This window comes from Arcobacter rhizosphaerae (assembly GCF_049472155.1).
GTDB lineage: Bacteria > Campylobacterota > Campylobacteria > Campylobacterales > Arcobacteraceae > Arcobacter_B.
In genome coordinates, this window is record NZ_JBMOVW010000001.1 from 620,104 (window position 1) to 645,534 (window position 25,431).

The 25,431-nt window shown below is 32.6% G+C and carries 1 protein-coding gene; it reads right to left on the minus strand.

Annotation, left to right across the window (positions count from 1 at the left end; genetic code table 11):
- Nucleotides 1-3: 3 nt before the first annotated feature.
- A complete protein-coding gene (locus tag ACH5BH_RS03050; protein WP_423297405.1) occupies nucleotides 4-25,308 on the minus strand; it encodes a beta strand repeat-containing protein in 25,305 nt (8,434 codons plus the stop codon).
- Between the last annotated feature and the right edge of the window lie 123 nt (nucleotides 25,309-25,431).

The window sequence follows — 25,431 nt, forward strand, 5'->3', positions numbered from 1 at the left end:
CTATTACACATCTATTAAATCAATTGTTAAAGTTGTATCACCTAAATCATACGTTTGATTATCAGTTACTGTATTTGCATTTCCATCATAAACTATATCATCTCCTGTACCAGGAGTATTATCTGCACCAACTGCTGTAAATTTGATTTTATCTGCTTGGGCATTATTTAATTTTAAAGTTAAATTATTACTTGCATCTGTCCAAGACTTGATAAGATCATCTGTTAATTCAAACTCTACATTTGTTCCTGTTGTATTTAAAGTTAAGCTAGAAATATCTAAAGCTTCAATATTACTAAAGTCATTATTATCCCCTAATAAAGTATCACTTGATATATCTGTTCCAGTATTACCTGTTAAGTTAACTTCATCAGTATCTGCACCACCATCAATAGAGAATGAGTCTAAATTACTAAAGTCAAGTGAAAAGTCATCATTTCCACCATTTCCATCAATAATATCAGAAGTTCCCTCAATAGCTTGTGCTGTTTCACTTCCTAAACTAACTGTATCAGCTCCATTAGCAAAATCTACTCTATCAAGATTTGAAATATTTGTGAAATCTAAATCAGTTATTGTTCCTGAATCATTAAATGTTAAAGTATCACTATCTCCTGCTCCAAAGTTAATATTATCAGCACTTGTTAAATCATCAATATCAATATTTATATTATCACTTCCACCAGCTAAATTAATACTATTATAATCATAAGTTCCTAAGTTCATAGTATCACTTCCAGCTGTCCCTGTTACATCTACAGAATCACTAGCATGGAATGAAATACCTGAATTTGCTTCTGCAACACTTACACTTAAAGAGTTTGAAGTAGAATCAACTACATCAACACCTTGTGCATATAAAGCACTTAAATCAGCTCCCTCAATAGTGCCTTGTGCATCAGATAATGTTACTGTATCTCCTGCTGTAAATGAAATACCTTTTGTTGTATCATCAACACTTACAGTTAATACATTATCAATTGCATCTACTGTATCAACTCCAATATCAACCATATCTTGGAATGTTACACTTCCTATATTTGCACCTGTATCATTAAATGTAACATTATCACCTGAATCAAAAGATATTCCATAAGTTTTAACATCTGTAACTTGTGTTTTATCTAGTGTAATTGTTCCGGTACCACTTGCATTGATACTATCTATATCTGTATTTAATGCTGAATAATTAGCCGAACTTAAATTTGAAACAGAATCGATTAATGTTACATTATTTGAACTAGTAAAGGCAATACCTGCTGTTGTTGCTTGAGCAACATTAACATTTAAGCTTCCTGTATTTGAATCAATAACTACATCGTTTGTACTTAAATTTGAAAGATTAGTAAAGTTTGCACTTTGAATATTTGTTGCACTATCATTTACAGTTACAGTATCACTTCCATCAAAACTAATTCCATAAGTATTAATATCACTTGCTTGTGCAGTTGTTAAACTAACTGTGTTATTAGATGAATTAATAGAATCTATATTTGCTCCAAGAGAAGAATAATCAGCACTATTTAATACAGCTGCTGTATCAACTAAAGTTACAGTATTCCCTGATGTAAAGTCTAAACCTGATGTAGCTTGAGAATATGAAATATCTAAGTTATTATCAGTTGAATTTACAGTTGTAATACCAGCACTTACAAAACTTGTAAAGTTTGAAGCTTCTAAAGTTGCTTTTGTATCACTCACTATTACTGTTGTATCTACAAACTCTAAACCTGCAAGTGCTTGAGTTGCATTTATTGTAATAGTTGAAGAACCACTTACATCTACTTTATCTACATTTTTAGAAACTAATGAAGCAAAATCTACTCCTGTAATATTCCCTTGTGTATCACTAAGTGTCACTTCATTTGAAGCAGTAAAAGAAATACCAGCAGTTGTTGCTTGAGACACACTTACATTTAAAGTAGTGTTTGTTGAGTTTATTATATCAACACCTGCATTTGCTAAATTTGTAAAGTTAGCAGCTTCTATAGCTACTTGTGTATCACTAAGTGTCACTGTAGAGTCTACAAAATTTATTCCCGATAAAGCTTGTGCTGTATTTACAGTAATAGCATCAACACCTGAAACATCAACTGAATCAACTCCTATATTTTGAAGTGTTGTAAAGTTTGCACCATTTATGTTTGCTTGTGTATCTACTACTGTTACGTTATTTCCTGCTACAAATTTTGTATTATTTGTATTTAATGTATTTGCTTGGGCTACACTTAAACTTACATTTGTATCGCTTGCATTTAATTCATCTACGTTTGCTCCATAAGAACCTATACTTGTAACTATGTTATTTGCTGTATCTACTACTGTTACTGCATCACCTGTTACAAAATCAATTCCTGCTGTTGCTTGTGTTGTATTTATATTTAATATATTATTATTTGAATCTACTATATCTACACCTGCTGTTTTTAGTACTACAAAGTCTGCATTTTGTATTGCTGTTTGTGTATCACTTACTATCACTGTTGTATCTACAAATGTGATATTTGATAAAGCTTGTGATACATCAACAGTAATACTATTTCCTGTTGATTCATCAACCCTATCAATTCCTTTTGCTTTTAATGCTACGAAATCAACTCCTACAAAATTAGCATTTGTATCACTTAGAGTGATATTATCACCAGTTGTAAATTTCATAACTGATGTAGCTTCTGCTACTGTTACATCTAAGTTTGTATCACTTGCATCTACTGTATCAACACCACTTGCTAATAATGAAATTATATTTCCTTCAATATTACTTGCTGTATCTAAAACAGTAATTTCAAAACCATTTTTAGTGATATTTCCGTTAAATTGGTTTACTTGATTTACTGTCATAGTTGTATCTGCACTTAATGAAATACTCGTAGCATCACTTAAATCATTTGATGTGATATTTCCATTTACATTAGTTAAAGCAATATTATCATCACTTCCTTTTGTAATATTTGAACTTCCTAAAGCATTGTATTGAGCTAGCGTCATTGTTGCTGTAATAGAAGAAGAACCATTGTTATTATTTACATCTAAACTATTTACATCACTTAAATCATAAGCACTTAAATCATTTGTCGCTTGAATATCTAAAATCTCTACATTTGATAAAGAACCTATTGTAGCTGTAGTAGTTACATTTAAAGTATCGCTATTTCCAGCACCACCATTAATCGATGTAACGTTTTGAGCTAAATTAATAGTATCATTACCATCTGCTGTATCTACACTATCACTTCCACCTGCATTTAGATTAACTGTTTCTGCTGCATTTGTACCTGTAATAGTATCTGTATTAGATGAGTCATTTATTGTTAAAGTACCTGTTAAGTTATTTGTAATAGAACTTAAATCTGTAACACCACTTGCATTAACTGTGATATTTCCAGCTCCTGTAATAGTTTGATTACTTAATTGACTACCATCTAAAATCAATGTTCCTGAAACAACTTCAATAGTATCTGTGTCTGAAAGTGTACCACCTGTAAAGTTTGTATTTCCACTAAACCTTGCTGTTTCACTTCCACTAACATTTAAGTTTGTTAAATCTGTATTATTACTTCCACTTGTCATAGTAATTATTGCATTACCTGAACCATCAATAGTTTTTGTACCCATAATAGCATCAGAAACTGTTAGAGTAACTCCTGTATTTACAGTAGTTGCTACTGTATCATCTAAAGTACCTGTAAATGTTAAAGATTCATTTACAGTTACAGTTGATAAAGCATTACCAGCTATTGTTGTTAAATCTGCATTATTTTGACCTGCTACGTCTATTAATGTAACATTTAAAGTACCACTATTTATTTGGTTTATTTCTTGTCCAGTTACAATATCAGCTGCTGCTATTACTGAAACGGCATTAATTGTAGTTACAACTGAATTTAAATTACCTGTAAAAGTTTGATTTTCAGTTATTGTTGCTTTTTGACCTGCTGTTCCATTTATAGTTGATAAATCTGCATTTGAATTTGCTGCTGTTATTTCTATTTCAACTTCACCTGTAGTTCCAGTTTCATTTATAGTAAAGCCTGTTAATTTTGAATAGTCTGCACTTAAAGTAGCTCCATCATCAACTTGAATAACTGTTCCACTTGCGAATGTTCCTGTAAAATCACTATTTGCTGTAACTGTTACTACTTTTGTACTTGAATTAAGATGTGTTAAATCAGTACTTGAGTTACCATCAATTAATACTTCAACTTCACCTGAACCATTTATTGTTGTAAATGAAACTGCTTGCTCATCAGTGATTACTAGTCGTGAACCACTATTTACAGTTAATGTTTCAATAGCATTAATAGTTTGTGAACTCATATCTATAGTTCCTAAACTTGAAGCAACAACTAATGTATCATTATTTGCTCCCCCATCAATACTTGTAACAGCATGGTTAATTGTAATAGTATCATTACCACCTAGTGCATTTATTATATCACTACCTGCGCCTGTTACATTGATAATATCATCAGAAGTTGTAGCTGTAATATTATCATCAAGAGCTGAATCATTGATTGTAAAGTTACCTGTAATACTATTTGTGATTGAACTTAAATCTACTGTACCAGAGGCATTTACTGTCATGTTTCCAGCACCACTAATTGTAGTTGTTTTACCATCTAGTTTATCGCCATTTGTTACTACTGTAACACCTGAATTAATATCTATATTTGAATCAGCAAAATTCCCTGTAAATGTAGAGTTTCCTGTAAACTTTATTGTTTCATTTGTATTATTATCTAAAGCTAAAATAGATGTAAAGTCTGTAGATGTATCTGAATTTACCTCAACAACTGCACTTCCTGCTCCACTTACTACAACTGTTCCACTTGTAACTTGTGTTTCACTTAGTGTTACAACTCCGCTTGTAACTTCAATACCATCTATGATATTGTTCACTCCATTTATATCATGTCCTGTTAAATCAACACTTTGATTTACTATTAGATTTATAGTTCCATTTCCTACTTTAGTAATTGCATCAAAATCATGATCAGCTGGAGTATCTGTAGCAATGATATTTAGAACACCAGTATTATTTGTATTTATTGTAAGTGTTTCATCATCTAAGTTTGTTGCACTTATTGTTGCTGTGTTACCATCTTCAACTGAAATGTCTTCAAAATTAAGTAGTGTAACACCACTTAAATCTACACTACCTGATAGAGATAAACTATCTGTACCAGCTCCTGCATCAAGAGTATCTATATTTGGAGAGCCTGTATAGTTATATGTATCATCACCATTTCCAGTTTTGATAACCTCAACACTTGTAAGTGTATCTGTATTTGTTGTATCACTTACAGTTATAGGATTAGTTCCATCAATAGTTACTGTTAAATCTGTATTATCTGTAATATTATAATTAATAGTATCAGTATTTCCAGCACCATTGAAAGTAATATTATCAATAGCTGCTGTATTTAAAGTATCACTTTGAGCTGAACCTACAAAGTTTTCAAAACTTGTAAATGTGTCTGTACCAAAACCAGTTGATGTACCATCATTATCAGTCACATTTATAGTAATTGAATTTGAAGCATTAGTAAAATTAAGTGTGTCATTTCCTGCTCCACCAATTAAGCTATTATTATAAATATCACCTTCTACATTATCATCACCACTTCCCATTTGAAGATGTTCAATATTATCAATAGTATCATCTCCATCACCTGTTGCAGTTTTATTATGTAAACTAACTGTGATATTATTTGATGTATCACTATAATCTAACCAGTCACCTGTTGTATCATTTCCACCATCTATATTATCAATTCCACTTCCAGCAAAGATTCTATCATTTCCAGCTCCACCTTGAAGGTCATCATTTCCTGCTTCACCTCTTAGAGTATCATCTCCTCCAAGTCCTTCTAAAGTGTTGTTCTCACTATTACCTTGTATTGAATCTCCTTGAGTATTTGAACCTCTTAGGTTTTCAATTTCTGTTAAAGTATCAGTTCCATCAATATTTACAGTTGCATCTCCACTTGCTCCTAATGTAACATTTAAAGAAGCATTTACAGAACTATAATCAACTGTATCACTATCACTACCACCATCTATTACATCATTTCCAGCAGTTGTAATAAATGAATCATCTCCAGTTCCACCATATAACTCATCATTTCCAATACCACCATCGATATAATCATTATCAGCATCACCATAAATAGTGTCATTTCCATCTAGTCCATAAAGACTATCAGAACCTGAATTTCCTTTTATCTCATTTTCTCCATCTGAACCATAGATAGTATCTTGACTTGTAGAACCTATAACATTTTCAAAACCACTTAAAGTATCATTTCCTTCACCCGTTGATGTATTAGCAGCTATTCCATCATGAGCTGATGTTGAATCAATATTTACTTTTACACCTGTTAATGAACTATCATAAACAACCCAGTCATCTAAGCTTGTATCAGTAGTATCATCACCACCAAACATAATATCATCACCTAATCCACCTTCAATAGTATCATTACCATCTCCACCTAAAAGATAATCATTTCCTGCTAAGCCTTCTATAGAGTCATTACCTGATAATCCATTGATTGTATTATCAGTATCTAAAGTTTTAGTTCCTATGATTCTATCATCTTTATCACTACCATTTACATTTTCAATACCTAATAATGATTGATTATATTGTGTTCCCCCTACGCTGAATACAGCATTATCTTGCTCTTCTAAATCAATATTATTATCAATTACACTATCATTGGCTGTTCCATCAATTGTAATTTCAGAGAAGTCAATTAAATCTTCACTTCCACTATCACCTTGAATTTTATCATCACCTATTGAGATATAGAAAGTATCATCTAAATCTCCACCAATTAAAGTATTTTCAGAATCATTACCTCTAAATGTATCATTAAATGCTGTACCTGTAACATTTTCAATATTTCTTATAGTTTCTGTATTTCCATAAGAATCAGTTGAGGCATTAGTTGTTCCATCTAAATCTACAACTACACCTTGTGTTCCACCAACATAGAATAAATCATCTATTTCAGTACCACCATCTATTACATCAGCTCCATCTTCATTATAAATAGTATCAAGACCAGAATCACCATTTACATCATCATTTCCTGTTCCTGTATAAATAATATCATTACCTGAGCCACCACGGATATTATCATTATCAGCACCACCATTAAGATAATCATTAGATGAACCACCATTTATATTGTCATCACCATTTTCTCCATAAATAGTATCATTATCTGATTCTCCATTAAGTGTGTCAGCACCTTCTCCACCATAAATTAAGTCAGCTCCATTATGTCCATCAATTCTATCATCTCCACCCATACCAAGAACAATATCATTTCCTTCATAAGCCTCAACATAGTTAGCAGCTTCATCACCAACCATTGTATCTGCTCTAGTAGACAAATAAAATTCTTCAAAGTCTGATGTTAAATCATTTTTTTGATAAATATAATCAGTAAAACCTCTTCCATCTGTAATTTGATAGAATGTATAATCTCCATTGGCTAAAGTATTTAAACCTTCTAATGTTAAAGTTGTTGTAGATGAAGTTACACTTAAATCACCAACATTATCATTATTTGTATCAATATTAGCATTTTGTAAGATTATTTTTGCCCCTTGTGTTGAATCAAAATGATTTCTATAATCAAGTCTATCTGTACCATCACCACCAATTAAAGTATCATTTCCATAATTAGCTGATGCTCTATCATCTCCTGTTCCTAAATCATAAACATCATCACCTTGTCTACCTAAAACATGGTCATTACCATCATACATGATAAATGTATTATCAACTGTTGATCCCCTCACAGTTCTATTAGAACCTGTTTGTTTATCTAAAATATTTTCAATATTATAAATACCATTTGAACCTGAGTTTAAATCAACATTTACTATATAATATTCTAAGCTTAACCAGTCACTTCCTTCTTCTCCATCTACATAGTTATTTCCTATAGAACTAGAATGGAAAATAGTATCATCCCCTTCACCTGCTAAAATAGAATTGTCTTCACCATTTTTTCCACCTAAAATATCTGCGTGATCTGTACCGATAATATTTTCGATTTGTGAGATTAAATCAAAATCTGTAGGAGTATCATTGTTTATAACTTTTGTATATGTTCCATCTAAAGTATCATTTGCACTATCTAATACATAAGTTGAATTAGCAACATTTCCACTTAAATCAACAGTAATAGCACTTGATGAAGTAGAATAATTAATCCAATCTTCCTCCACATCACTTCCACCTGCAATATCACCAAACAAAACAGCTTTATCAAAACTTCCTGTAATAGTATCAACACCTTCTTGTCCAAATACTACATCTTCACTACTATCATCTGTATCAGTACCTGAATAAATTCTATCTGTTCCAGTTCCACCATAAATAGTATCGAAACCACCTTGTCCATTTATAGTATCATTTCCACCATAACCATAAATAGTATTGTTTTGATTATCACCTGTTAAATTATCATCATGGTTTAATGTACCTACAATATTTTCAATATCAGTAATAGCACCTGATTCAGTATTTCCAAATCCATCATCATTTACAGTTGAACTTGATAAGTCAACATCTACAGAAGCCCCTACATTATAGAAGCTAATAGTATCATTATCATCTCCCCCATCATAAGTGTCAATTCCATCTCCACCTATTAAAGTATCATTTCCTGTATTTCCAAGTAAATGGTCAGATCCTGCTCCTCCATCTATTACATCATCACCGCTATTTCCATCAAGTGAGTTATTATTTGCATCACCTGTTAAAGCGTCATTTAGAGTAGTTCCATATAAATTTTCAATTTCTGTAATATTTGTAGTACCTAAACCACCTGTGATAGTTCCATTTTGCATAGCTGCATCAACTGCTGTTCCTAAAGCTTGGAAACTAAGCCAGTCTCCACCACCTACACCAGTTGTATTACCACCACCATCAATTTCGTCAGAACCTAATGTAGCTATAATAGTATCATCACCAAGTCCAGATTTAATAGTATTAGTATTTGCATCACCTTTAATAGTATCAGCGTAACTTGAACCTATTACTTTTTCAACATCAGTAACTTGATCTTTTGTTCCAAAACCATCTTCCATTACTTCATGAGTTACAGAATTGTTATCTTCATCTGTACTATCTAAGAATACTTTTACTCCTGTATTTGCATCAGCAAAATCAATTGTATCAGCTCCTGCTCCACCATCAATACTATCATTACCAGCTTGACCTCTTAGTGTATCTATTCCATTTCCACCAAATAAGGTATCATCTCCAATACCACCATAAATACTATCTCCTGAACCATTTCCATATAAAGTGTCATTATAATCACTTCCCTGATCAGTTCCGTTATATCCTAAAATAACATCTGCATTTGTAGAACCTTTGATGATTTCTATATGATCACCTAAAGTATCTGTATTAGCTCCGTTTACGATAGTACCAAAGTCATTAGAAACTCCACTTCCAAGATTTACTGTAATACCATTTGCTGTAACTTGTTCATAAGTTAAAGTATCTATATCAGCGCCACCTGTAATAGAGTCATCTCCTTCACCTGAATAAATGATATCATCTCCACTTCCTGCATCAATAGTATCATCTCCATCACCTTGAAGTTTTTCTATTTCATCATTTCCTGCTCCACCATAAATAGAGTCATTTCCTGTTCCACCTTGTAGAACATCATTTCCATCTTCTCCTAAAAGTGTATCTTTTTGAGAACCACCATATAAACTATCATTATTATCTCCACCTTCAAGTAAATCAGCACCATCAGCACCTCTTATAGTATCTTTACCACTTCCACCTATTAAAGTATTTGCTTCACTACTTCCTATTAACTCATCATCACCATTAGTACCAATAACTACTTCTATATCTGAGACTATATCAACTACAGCTGTTCCTGCATTTCTATATCCATCATCAGTAACTTGTCCTAAACCTAAATCAACAATTACAGCATTTCCATCATCATCAGTTGTACCAGTTGAAGCATTTGTATCAATCTTACTAAAGTCTAAAGTATCAATACCCTCTCCACCTATAAACTCATCTACACCTTTTGAAGCAATAAATGAGTCATTTCCTTTATAACCATCAAGTACATTTACTTCATTGTAATCATCACTACCTTTTAAAGTATCATCATTTTTTGTAGCAACAATATTTTCAATACCTTCAACACTATCAGCATTTGTAGCATTTCCAACTTCTTTGATTTCTTGCTCATTATTTGTATCATTATTTCCATCATCCAATGATAAATCAGCATTTATAGCAGTTGTACTTGTGATATAACTATAATCAACTGTATCAGTTCCATCATCTGTATGTGTAGTTCCACTTAATGAACCACCATAAATAACATCAGAATCTAAGCCTCCTAAAATAGTATCATTGTCGTTTCCACCTATTAATACATCAGCTCCACCTGAACCAATTAGTAAATCATTTCCACCTTGACCTAAAAGTGAGTTAGTATTTTCATCTCCAACTATAGTATCAGCAAGATTTGAACCTATTACATCTTGAATATCATATAATCTATCAGTACCTTCACCAACAGCTGTTTGCGTTCCTAGAGTAGTTGAAGTTTCTCTTGAAAGCTCAATATTACTATCTGATGAAGAAAGATTTAATAAAATTGAGTTTGAAGCACTTGTATAGTCAACAACATCTCTACTAGAATCCGAACTTGAAACTAATGAGTCATTACCATAAATAATATCATCACCTGCTCCACCTTTAAATGTATCAGCACCTGTTTGACCTACTAAAATATCTTTTCCATCTCCACCTGAGATAGTATCATCATCAGAACCACCATCTAGTAAGTTGTTATTATCATCACCTGTAATAATATCTTTTGAATTAGTTCCTATAATATTTTCAATACCATCAACAAACTCTTTATTCCCAAAACCATCATCTTGAACTCTATATGTAGTGTTGTCATTTATATTTTGTGTAGTACTAAGGTTAATATTAATACCTTGTGTACCATCACTAAAGTTAATTGTATCAGCAGTTCCTTCACCACCATCTATATAATCAACTCCTTGTAAACCTCTAAATGTATCATTGTCTTCACCACCAAAAAGTGTATTATTGTTTTCATCACCTGTGATATTATCAACTCTACTTGTACCAATTACATTTTCAATATTTTTAAGAGTATCTGTTTTACCATTTGATAAAGCAGTACCCTCAGCTCCATTTACAATATTATTATCTGTATCTAAATCAACAGTTACTCCATAAGCTAAATCAGAGAAGTCAGCTGTATCTTCATTATCTCCACCATCAATTACATCTGCATCAGCTCCACCTCTAATAGTATCATTTCCTGCTCCTGTAATAATAGTATTTGATAAAGCATCTCCATAAATAGTATCATCACCAGCACCTGTGATAATATTTTCAACACCATCTAAGAACTCTTTATTTCCAAAGCCATCATTTTGCACTCTATATGTATCACTACTTCCATCTGTTTGAGGAGTATTCATATTTACTATAACTTTTTGAGAACCTGCTGTAAAGTCAACTGTATCAACTCCACTTCCACCAATAAGTTTATCAGCTCCATCAAGACCTACAAGATAGTCATTTCCTGATCTTCCTTCTAATGTATTATTAGAATTATTTCCAGAAATATAATCACCTTTATTTGAACCAATTACATTTTCAATATTTGTAATAGTATCAGTTCCATACTCATTATGAATTCTTTGAGCATTTGTATTAGATAAATCAACTTCTATACCTAAATATGCATCAACACCTGTCGTATCAATACCAGCGCCATCTACATCTCTAGTATCACCTGTATCATCATTTATTGAAATAGCATTGTAATTTAAAGTATCAGAAGTACCATTAGTAGTTCCAGAGTCTGTATCATCTCCATCAATAATATCATCACCAGCACCTGCTGTGATATAATCATTTCCAGCTCCACCTTCAATAGTATCATCTCCACCCATTTCAGAGATTGTATCATCTCCTGCTAAACCTTTTAAGATATTATTTCCATTATCCCCTGTAATATCATCACCAACACCACCTAAATTTGTTCCTGTAATGTTTTCTATTGAATTAAAGATATCTGTTCCTATAGATGTACCAATAGCAAAAGAACTTGAAATATTTGCTTGAACTGTTGAGCTTTCATTACTATAATCAGCTGTATCTCCTATAGTCTCACCTGTAGTACCTCCAACTAAATTATCATTTCCAGCTCCACCTATTAAAGTATCATCACCTGAACCACCTTCGATTCTATCATCACCAGATCCACCATCTAAAGTATCATTTTGTTCATCACCATAAAGTTTATCATCATCATTTCCACCTAAGATATGATCAACACCTTCTCCACCATAAATAGTATCTAATCCAATTCCACCTATTAATGTTTCTGTACCAGTAGTATTTGCCCCACCTTCTATATAGTCATTTCCACCAGCACCATCTATATAATCAGTCCCATTATTACCTAATAAACTATTTGCATCTTCATCACCTATTATATTATCAGCTAAAGAAGTACCATATATATTTTCAATATTTACTAAAGTATGATTATTTGCATTTGAGTTAACTGTTACATTTGCTATAGTTGAGTTATTTAATGTTACATCAATACCTGTAGTCATACCTGATGTATTTAAATTACTATAATCAACTGTATCACTTCCTCTTGATGAATCATCTTCATTTCCTCCATCAATAGTATCACTTGTAAAATCATCACCCTTAAATAAATCATTTCCTGATGAACCAAACATTTTATCAGCACCAGCTCCACCTGTGATAATATCATCATCTGCTCCACCATCTATGTAGTCATTTCCACCAGCTCCTAATAATTCATCATCTCCTTGACTTCCAAGTAATGTATTATCTAAAGAGTCCCCAGTAATTGAGTCATTTCTTGAACTTCCTGTAACATTTTCAATATTTCTAATTTGATCATTTGAATCGCCACTTATATCTACTGTTGCTAATGTTGATCCATTTAATGTTACATTTATGGCATTATTTCTTGAACTATAATCAATAGTATCACCATTTGTTTCATTTGTATTTGTAGTTCCACCATCAATTACATTTGAAACTCCTGTTGCTGTTACAAAATTATCATCATAACTTGAACCTAAAATATTTTCAATAGAAGTTAAAGTATCAACAATACCACCTGCTTCGGTTGCCATGTTGTTTTCTAAATCTACACTAATACCTACACCATTGTCATAATCATATCGAACCTCATCTATACCATTTGCACCATTTAAAGTATTTTGTAAAGCACTTCCTGTAAAAGTATCATCTCCATCACCACCTATAATATTTTCAATACCTCTTATAGTATCACTATCTCCTGATGTAAATGTAACAGTAGTATCTCCACTAGCAGCTAAGTTTGCAACAATATCATTTCCTGCACCAATTACACTATAGTCAACTGTATCACTGTCATTTCCACCAATAATAGAATCACTTCCATCACTTGCAGAAGTAGCTATGAAAGTATCATTACCATCATTACCTAGTAACCTATCATCACCTTCATCTCCATAGATAATATCATCACCTTCATCTGCATTAATACTATCATTGTCAGCTCCACCATGTAATTGGTCATTATCAGCTCCACCATAAAGTGTATCATCACCTGCTTCACCATAAATAATATCAGCTCCACCATTACCACTTAAAGTATTTGTTACATTATTTCCAGTGATATTATCAGCTTCTAAGTTTGAACCTGAAATATTTTCAATTCCATATAATTCATCATTACCTTGATCTGCACTACTTGCTGTTCCTTTTGCATTACCATTAGCTAAGTTTACAGTCATTCCTTTAATAGCTTGTGAATAATCAACTGTATCAACCCCACTATCTGCTGCTGCATCTCCACCATAAACTATATCAATTTTATTATCTGCTTGCTCAAATGAGATAACATCATTACCAGTTCCAGCATAGATTGTATCTGCACCTAAACCACCGTTTATATCATCATTATTTGCTCCACCATAAATGATATCATCTTCTGATTCTCCACGTATTACATCAACACCATCTTCACCATAAATAGTATCTTTTCCTGTACCACCTCTTAGATTATCATCTCCATCACCACCTCTAATAAAGTCATCTCCTGCTTTACCATCAATAGTATCATCACCCGAACCTGCACTATTTTCTTCTTGAGCACCACCATATAAGAAGTCAGAACCTGCTTGACCATAAATTTCATCACTTCCACCCATACCTTGAACTCTATTTAGATTTGCATCTCCTGTTAGAGTATCAACTTGGTTTGTTCCTATTAAATGCTCAATTCCATTTAAAGTATGTGTTTGTCCATTTATTTCAACTGTTACAGTTGAACCTGATTCTAAATCAACTGTTACACCACTTCCTGTAATACCACTATAATCAACTGTATCAAAATCAGCTCCACCAATTATTTCATCACCACTATTTGTTATATCACTATCATCTACAATAAATAAATCATCTCCACTTGAACCTTCAAGTTTATCAGCTCCTGCTTTTCCTTGTAGAGTATCATTTCCAGCATTTCCAATAAATGTATTGTTTGAAGCATTTCCTGTTAATTCATCATTATTATTTGTAGCTTTAATATTTTCTATATCGTATAATCTATCAGTATAAACATTTGAATCATTAGTATTTAATAAAATATTAGCATTGCTATAATCATTTGTTCCATCATTTGATGTAGTTGTTAAATCAACAATAAGTCTATTATTATCATTTATAGTATTACTATAATCAGCCATATCTCCTGATGTATGACTATCTGTATGTAATCCAGCATTATCTAAAGTTCCTCCATAAAGGAAGTCATTTTGAAGAGAACTTATAAAAGTATCATCTCCTCCTGCACCTTGAAGTTTATTTATTTGTGAACTACCTGTGATTTTATCTGCAAGACTTCCACCAATAGCATTTTCAATGCTCACTAAAGTATCACTATCATTTGCATCAATAATAGCTGTACCTGCACTTAAATCAATAACAGCTGATTTTGAAGTTAAATAGCTGTATGTAACAGTATCATACTCTACACTTGACTCACTTTGTCCTTTTTTAAATCCATAAATAGTGTCAATACCTTCATTACCAGATAATGTATCTGCTCCTGCTCCACCTTGAAGTTCATTTACAGCACTATTAGCAATAATAGTATCATCACCTGCTCCACCTATGATGTTTTCAACATTTTTTATAATATCATTATCACCATTTGTTACACTTACTTCCCAAGAGTCATTTCCTCCAAGTCCATCAAAATCATGAGTTGCATTAGTACTTAAATCAATACTAATTGCATTTGATGAACCTAAAGCTGAGTAATCAACTGTGTCATTCTTATCTCCACCATCATAATAATCAACTCCATCATTTGCATTTGTAGAAACAATAGTATCATTTCCTTTTCCTGTAATTACAGTATCATTTCCACCTCTAGCTTCAATATAATCATCTTCAGCTTGACTTGTAATAACATTTTTAGAACTATTTCCATAAATAGTATCTTTTGCAAAGTTTGAACCTATAATATTTTCAATTCCATAAAGTTCATCTATTCCTTGACCTTGTGCTCCTGTAGAACCTACTGATTTTCCTTCAATAGAACCATCAGCAGCTAAACCACCAGTTGCAGCTAAATCTAAGTCAATAGTTAAAGTTTCCAGGGCATTTGTATAATCTACTGTATCAACTCCACTATCAGAGTTGTCATCACCACCATAGATTTTATCACTTCCTAAGCTTCCTGTTAATGAGTCATCACCTGCTTCTCCCATAAGTGTATCATCACCTGCTCCACCTAATAGGGTATCGTTGTCATTTCCACCATAAAGTCTGTCAGTTCCACCTTCACCTTCTAAAATATCATTTCCATCATTTCCAACTAAAGAGTTGTTTTGAACATCCCCTTTAATTGAGTCATCATCTTGTGTACCTTTAATATTTTCGATATTTAAAATTCTATCAGTTGAACCACCTTTTACAGTTACATTTTCGGGATTTGCACTATCTAAAGTAAGTGAAATACCATTATTTCCACCATCATTTTCAATTATAGAGTAATCAATCCAATCTTGTGTACCTGCTCCACCATCAAAGTAATCAGCTCCATCATCACTCCAAGAATCAATTGTTCCGTCATTATCTACATCAACACCCGCAATAATAGTGTCATTTCCTTCACCAGCTTTTATTGTGTTAGCTAAAGATGAACCTATAAACTTATCACCATTTGAAGTTCCTATTACATGTTCTATATTTGAAATAGTATCAATATCATCATCACTTACATTATCAACTACTGTTTGTGCAAGTGTTGTACTTAGGTTTACATTTACACCATTTGATGTGTAATTAACATAAGATATTGTGTCATTAACACTTCCTTTACCATCAATAATATTATCAACATTATCTTCATTCATAATAAAAGTATCTTTTGCTGTTCCACCAATGGCATTTTCAATACTTACTAAAGTATCTATTTGAGTAGATGTTGAAGCTTCATTATTTTTAAAATCAACTTTTACTGAAACTGATTTATCTTCATAAGTTACTGTATCACTACCAGTTCCACCATCAAGGTAGTTATTAGATTCTTTTCCACTTAATAAGTCATCACCTGCTAAACCTTTTAGAGTATTGCTATCGCTATCACCTGTTAAAGTGTCATTTCCTGCACTACCTGTTATATTTTCAATATCTTTTAAATAGTCAGTTGTAGTAAGCACTCCGTCTTGATAAATCTGTGCAGCGAAATATCCATCTGAATCTGGTGTACCTGATAGATTTACAATTACTTTATCATTTGCTTCATCATTTGTATCTACATTTACATTTTCATAAGAGATACTATCTCCATTTGTTTCATTTCCTGAACTACCATCAAATTTATTTGAAACATCAAGTTTTGAAACAAAAGTATCATCATAAGCAGAACCTATTGCATTTTCAATTCCATATAAAGTATCAGTTCCTTCACCTGTGGCTTGATTATTTACAAAATCAACAGTTACTCCATTTGCAGCGTTTTCATAAGTTACAGTATCATTATCTCCATAAATTGCATTATCATAATCTGTATTTCCTGAAATACCACCATAAATTTCATCATTATTAGCTCCTCCACTTATAGTGTCATTTCCATATCCACCATAAATAGTATCAGCTCCATCTTCACCATTGATAATATCATCACCATCATTACTACTATTTAATGTATCGCCACCATGAATTATATCAGCTTCACTTCCACCTGAAATTCTATCAGCTCCACTTCCACCGTAGATTAAATCTTCTCCAGCATCACCTCTAATATTATCATCATCAGCTCCACCATAAATACTATCTACTCCTGAACCACCTTGAATGATATCATTTCCAGCTTCACCAAATAAAGTATCTTTTCCATCATCTGAACCACCAATAATAGAGTCATTTCCAGCTCCACCATAAATAGTATCAGCACCTTCTCCTCCATCTAAGTATTCATAAATAGTTGAAGATGTACTATTATCTGTATTATCTCCACCATTTATTATGTCATCATCACCTTCACCATAAATAGTATCAGTTCCATTTGCACCACTTAAAATATTTTTAGAAGTATTACCTCTTATAGTATCTTCACCAGCAGTTCCCGTTATATCTTCAATATTTCTTACAATATCACTATCAACTGAGGTATCATCACTTGATTGCTTGATTACTAATGAATTATTTGATAAATCTGCATCTAAATAGTAAGTGTTAGAAATAGCACTATAATCTATCTCATCTCTTAAACCATCATTTCCAGCAGATGTATCCCCTTCTATTACATCATCGCCATTATTTACACTTGTGATTAAGAATTTGTCATTCCCTGCTCCACCAATAAGTGAGTTATCATCAGCATTACCTGTGAAAGTATCATTTCCATCAGTTCCTTGTACATGCTCAATATTGATTAAGTTATCTGTAACACTTCCACCAATTACTACAGTTCCAGCTGTTAGATCAGCAACAATTGTGTTTGTAGAGTCAGAATAATCAACTTTATCATTTTCATCATTTGTATGCTCAGAATTTGGGTTTGAAAGTTCAGTAATACCACCGTTAAATGTATTTGATACAGTATTGTTACCTTTAAAAGTATCTGCTTGTTGAGAACCTATTACATTCTCAATTGAATTTAAAGTATCTGTTCCTGCACTTGCACTAATAAACTGTGCCACACCATCAATACCTAAATTAACATTTACACCATCTAATGAACTTGAATAATTTACAGTATCTCCTGCAACTGTATTAAGTCCACCATCAATGTTATCATCTCCACCAGCCCCATCAATAATATCATCACCTGCTCCACCTTTTAGAATATTATTCTTAATATCTCCTGTTAAAGTGTCATTCCCATCACTTGCTATAATATTTTCTATTGATGTAAAGCTATCATTTGCTGTTGTAGGTGTAGTAGCTGAACTACCTGTAACAGTAGCTCCGCTCATTGTAGCAACAACTTTATCAACTGTTGCGTCATCAACATCTAATAAACTGTAATCAACTGTATCACTTCCTGTATTACCATCAAAAGAGTTATCTTTATTATAATTTGTTTTGAAAGAATCATCATGAGTTGAACCTTTAACATTCTCTATATTAATTAAAGTATCACTTCCTTGATCTGCTCCAATTGCCTGAGCTGTTCCATCAATACCTAAATCTACAGTAATACCTGCATTTGCGCTTGAATAATCAGCTGTATCAATATCACCTCCACCATCAAGTCTATCATTTCCAACTCCACCTGATAAAATGTCGTTTCCTGATCTACCTTCTAAAGTATTATTTGAAGCATCACCAGATATTAAATCACCTAATTGTGTTCCTATTACATTTTCAATTTTAGAGATTGTATCGTCATTTCCACTTCCACTCACATCTACTGTTGTAGAGTTAGAACCAGATAAAGTAACTGCTATTGAATTTGAAGTTAAATTACTATAATCAATAGTATCAATATCATCTCCACCATCAATATCATCAGAACCATCTGTTGCACTTGTTGCAACAAAAGTATCTTTTCCATCACCACCTAATAAAATATCATCGCCATCTTTGGCTTCTATATAATCATCACCATCTAAAGCTTTTATATAGTCTGAACCAGAATGTCCTAAGAAACTATCATGACTATTAGTACCTGTAGCAGTTGTAATGCCATAAAGTCTATCAGTTGAAGTTGAATAGTCATTATCCTTTAATAATGAGTCCGATTTATAAGCTTGAGCATAAGTATTACCATTTGCATCTGTAAAAGTATTACTTAAATCAACAAATACTTTTGCTACTGTACCTGCTCCATCGTTATAATAATCAACTTTTCCAAAATCACCTAAATCATTATGAATATCATTTACTACACTTCCTGAATAAAAAGTATCATTTCCTGCTGAACCATAGAATTTATCATATTCATCTCCACCAACAAAAATATTGTCATTTCCATCACCTACAAATGAATCTTGATAATCTGACCCAATTACTCTTTCTATAGAGATTAAATTATCTGCTCCACCATCTCCATCTTGAGTTACCTCAGAAGCAGTATTTGTCATATCAACTATTACAGCACTTGCTGCACTTGTATAATCAGCTGTATCAATATCTGAACCACCATTTAGAGTATCATTTCCTTGAGCACCATATAAGGTATCATTTCCTGCACTACCATCTAAGATATTAGCACTTGAATCACCTTTGATAATATCAGCACCAGCACTTCCTATGATGTTTTCTATATTTTTGATATAGTCATTTGAACCATTGTTTACGCTAACTGTTGTAACATCTGTAAAGCCTGCTGTGTCAGATGTAATTGATAAATCTACATTAATATTGTGAGTATTATCAAAAGCAGAGTAATCTAATGTATCTCCATTATTATCCTCTTGACCTTCTTCTCCATCATAATAATCAACTCCATCATCACCACTTTCTAAAGATTTATCTCCATTCTCATCAAGTCCAGCTTTAAAAGTATCGTCACCATCTCCACCAATTAATGTATCATTTCCTTTGGCACCAACTAGTGTATCATCTCCAATATTTCCTTTTAATATATTCTTGTCATTATCTCCACCAATATAATCATTACCAATAGTTCCTGTGATATTTTCTATATTTTTAAGTTTATCTTGCTCTGTTCCAAGTGAAGCTGTTGCATAGTCATTTGCATCTGTATTCATTAAGTTTACATCTACAAAAATAGATTTTGAAGAGTAGTTAATAGTATCTCCACCATTTGTCTCTTCTCCTTCTCCTCCATCAATAGTATCATTTCCATCACCACCACTTAAAAGATCACTTCCTACTCCACCATAAAGAGTATCATCATCATCTCCACCTGATAGTTCATCATCTCCATCTCTTCCATAAATAGTATCATCACCTGCTTCACCATTTATAGTGTCATCACCTGTGTTTGACTCAATAGTATCTTCATCATGAGTTTCATCTCCACCATAAAGAATATCGTTGTTATCACCACCTCTAATGAAGTCATTATCTGCTCCACCTTTGATAATATCATTACCACTATCACCTCTTAAGTCATCAGCTCCAATTCCACCTTCAATAGTATCAGCAGAAGCTCCACCTTCAATAGTATCATCACCTGCATTACCAATAATAGTATTTTTAAGTCCATCACCTACTATATTATCATCACCTGCTCCACCAATAACATTTTCAATATTTTTAATAGAGTCATTTTCACCATTTGCAATACTTACAGTAACACTTGAATCTGTATCTAATGAAACATTTATTCCTTGATTTGAAGCAAGAGAAGAGTAATCAATAATATCTCTACTACCACTACCTCCATCAACACTATCTTCACCATCATTTGCACCCATAATAAAGCTATCATTACCAGCTTCACCATTTAATACATCATTTCCTGCAAGTCCATCAATAATATCTGTACCACTACCACCATTTATAGTATTAATATCACTGTTTCCTACTAAAATGTCATCAAAAGTAGAACCTGTAAGATTTTTAAAACTATTGATTGTATCTGTATCATTTGTACCATTTGAGTCTGTATCAGTTCCTTTTGAGATAGCACTATTAGAACTTAACGTTTGTGTATCATAAGTATAATCACTACTTGAAAGATTTACATTTACACCAGAACTTACACTTGTAAAAGAAACTGTATTATTTCCAGCACCACCATCTAAGAAATCATCACCATCAGCACCATCAATTGTATCATTTCCACCAAGTCCTAAGATAGTATTTACAGAACTATTTCCCGTTAGATTATCAACTGCACTATTTGAACCGGTAATATTTTCAATGTTTGCTATAGTATGATTTGTTGTATCAACTCCAACTTGAACAGTTGTATTTGAACCATCTTCTTCTAAATTTACAGTAATTCCTGAAGTTACTGCACTATAATCAACTGTATCACCACTTGTTTCATCAGTATTTCCACCATTGATTATGTCATCTTTAAAATCACTACCTTTAAAAGTGTCATTTCCTGCACCACCTTTAAGCTCATCAGCACCTGCATTTCCTGTAATTTCATCATCACCTCCTTGTCCATCAAGGATATTTGACTCTGAGTTTCCTACTAAAATATCGTCATTGTCTGTACCTTTGATATTTTCTATATTTCTTAAAGTATCACTTTGATTTACTGTAATACCATCAGTAACTATTGCATTTGCTGTACTTGTATTTGATAAATCTACATTTACATAGTTTGCTCCACCAATAGAGCTAAAATCAACTTTATCTTTATTTGAGCTATCATCTGTATCTGTTTGTGAGTCTACATAACCATCAATAATATCATTTCCATCGCCTAATTTTACAGTGAAAGTGTCATTTCCTAAACCACCATATAAGAAGTCATTTCCATTTGCACCATCAATTACATCATCTCCACTAAGTCCTGAAATTGTATTTGTATTTGCATCTCCTGTTAAATTATCTGCTAAATTAGAACCCTCTAAGTTCTCAAAGTTTTTGATAGTATCTGTTCCATCACTACCTGTATTATTTGTTTCAACACCTAAGTTTACAGTAACACCAGCAAGAGCATTTTTATAAGTTAAAGTGTCAATTCCAGCCCCACCATCTAAGATATTATCACTTACATTACCTTCTATAGTATCGTTGTTTGAAGAACCAATTACATTTTCAATAGAATTATATCTATCTGTATTTCCATAACCATCTGTACCAATTACATTTCTTAAACTAACATCAACAGAGCCTGTATCAAGAGAATAAGAAACCGTGTCATTTCCTGTTCCACCTATTAAGCTATCAGAACCCTCACCACCAACTAAAATATCATCATTTGCTCCACCATCAAGTGTATTATCTCCACTATCACCTACAATAGTATCACTGTTTACACTACCTTTTACATCATCAAAATTTGTAATAGTATCTGTTCCTGTAGTAGCTCCTACTGCTGTTGTAGCATTGATATTATCAGCTGTACCATCACCTGTAATATCACTTGAAATACTTGAACCTAAGTTTACATATACAGAACTTGAAGCATTTTCAAAAGATAAAGTATCATTTGTACCACTATTAGCATTTAAAATATTATCAGCACTATCTCCCTCTATAGTATCAGTTCCTGATGTACCAATGATATTTTCAATATCTGATAATTGGTGATCATTTGAAGAGTTAGCTACTGTAACCCCAGCTACTCCTGTATCGTTTAAAGATACTTTTATTCCATTTGCATCACTTAAAGCACTATAATCAACTGTATCACTACCTCTTGAACCATCTGTGTTACTACCACCATTTATAACATCTCCTGTAGTATCTCCTATAGTTTGAATAAATGTGTCATTTCCTTCATTTCCATAAAGATTATCAGCTCCTGCATTTCCTGTGATTTTATCATCGCCTTCTTTTCCTTTGATAATGTTTCCTTGGTTATCACCAATTAGACTATCTGCAAAGTTTGAACCTTCTAAGTTTTCAATACTAACTAAAGTATCACTACCTAAGTTACCACCTACATTTTGAGCATTTGTATCTGATAAATCAACTGTAACCCCAGAACCTGTCGCATCTAAATAGCTTGCCGTATCATTTCCTTCTCCACCATTTATATAGTCATCACCAGCTCCACCTGTGATAGTATCATCATCATTTTCTCCATAAAGACTATCATTTGAGCCTCTACCTTCAATAATATCATTACCATCACCACCTTTTAAAGTGTTTGAAGCTCCATCGCCTATAAAGTTATCAGCACTATCTGTTCCTTGGATGATTTGGATGTTTTCTAAAGTATCACTTCCACCTGCTGTTTTTGTAACTTGTTGGGTATTATTTAAATTTACATTTATAGATGAACTTTGATTTGAGTAATCAGCAGTATTTTCAGTTCCATTTCCACCATTTAAAATATCATTTCCAGCACTTGATTTTAAAATATCATTTTCATCTGCACCAAATAATGAGTTATCTTTATTACTTCCTGTAATAATATCAGCTTCGCTTGAACCAATAACATTTTCTATTGAGTTTAAAGTATCTAATTGTGAGTTATCACCAAATACATTTTGAGCTGTGTTATCTGATAAATCAACTGTTACAGCTTTAGAACCTGAGTAATCAACTGTATCATCTCCTTCATCTCCTATTAAAGAGTTAGAACCTGCTCCACCTATAAAAGTATCATCACCAAGTCCACCATCTAAATAATCATCACCACTTCCACCATCAAGTGTATCATTTCCTGCATTTCCATAAAGCTCATCATTATCAGCTCCACCTGATAACTTATCAAAACCTGCTCCACCATTTAAAATATCCTCACCAGCAGCTCCATCAATAGAGTCATCACCTGCAAGACCATTTATAGTGTTATCTGAAATATTTCCAATAATTACATCTTCAATAGTACTATTATCACCGTCATTGTAATTAGTACCATTTATATTTTGAATATTTGTTAGACTATCACTATCTCCACCTTGAACAGTAACATCACCTGTAGTTAGATTTGCATTTATTTTATGACCATCAAAATCACTTCCACTGTAATCTACAGTATCAGTATTTGCTCCACCATCTATAGTATCATTTACAGTATCATCAAGATCTTCATTACTTGCTTGGAAGTTTGCAGTAATGATATCATTACCAGCCCCACCATCAATAACATCATCACCAGCATCACCTGATAACTTATCATTATCATCTCCACCTAGTAACTCATCATCTCCTATTCCACCAAATAAAGTATCTTCACCTGCTTCACCACTTAAAGTATCATCACCTGCATTACCTCTTAAAGTATCATCTCCACCTCTTGAGATAAATATATCTTTTTGACTGTCACCAGTCATAGTGTCATCAAAGTTTGTAGCAATAATAGTTTCAGTATTTTTTACACTATCAGTTCCGTTTGAGCCTTTACTTACGCTATATTCATTTGTACTTGTGCTTGTTGTAAGTATGATCTTTTGAGTTTGATTTGAGTAATCAGCTGTATCATTATGAGCTCCACCATCAAGAATATCATCTCCTGCACTTGATTTTAAAGAATCATCTCCATCTGCACCAAATAATGAGTTACCTTTAATATTTCCCGTTATTTCATCAGTTGATGTAGAACCAGTTACATTCTCAATTGAACTTAATTTATCATTTTGAGTACCATCACCAAATACATCTTGTGAAGATAAAATAGATAAATCAACAGTTACAGCCTTAGAACCTGAATAATCAACTGTATCAACTCCATCATTTCCTACTAGTGAGTTTGAACCTGCTCCACCTTTAAGTGTATCATTCCCTGCTCCACCATCTAAGTAGTCATCATTATCTCCACCATCTAATACATCATCATCTGCATTTCCATATAGTGAATCTTCTCCTGTTCCTCCAAGAATTAAATCATTTCCAGCATCTCCGTATAATGTATCATTATCTGCTCCACCATCTATAGTATCATAGCCTGTTCCACCTCGGATAATATCGTCATTATCATTTCCTACTAGTGAATCATCTCCTGCCATTCCATTTATACTATTGGCTTTATTATCTCCTATGATGATATCATCTATTGTATTTATATCTGAATCATCATAGTTTGTTCCTATGATATTCTCTACATTTGTTACAGTATCACTATCTGCTCCATCTGCTGTGATTGTATTTGTTGACAAGTTCGCATTTATCTTATGACTATCAAATTCACTTCCACTATAATCTATTGTATCATTATTTGCTCCACCATCGATAATATCATTATCATTATCTGCATCTTCTCCTGATGCTTGGTAGCTTGC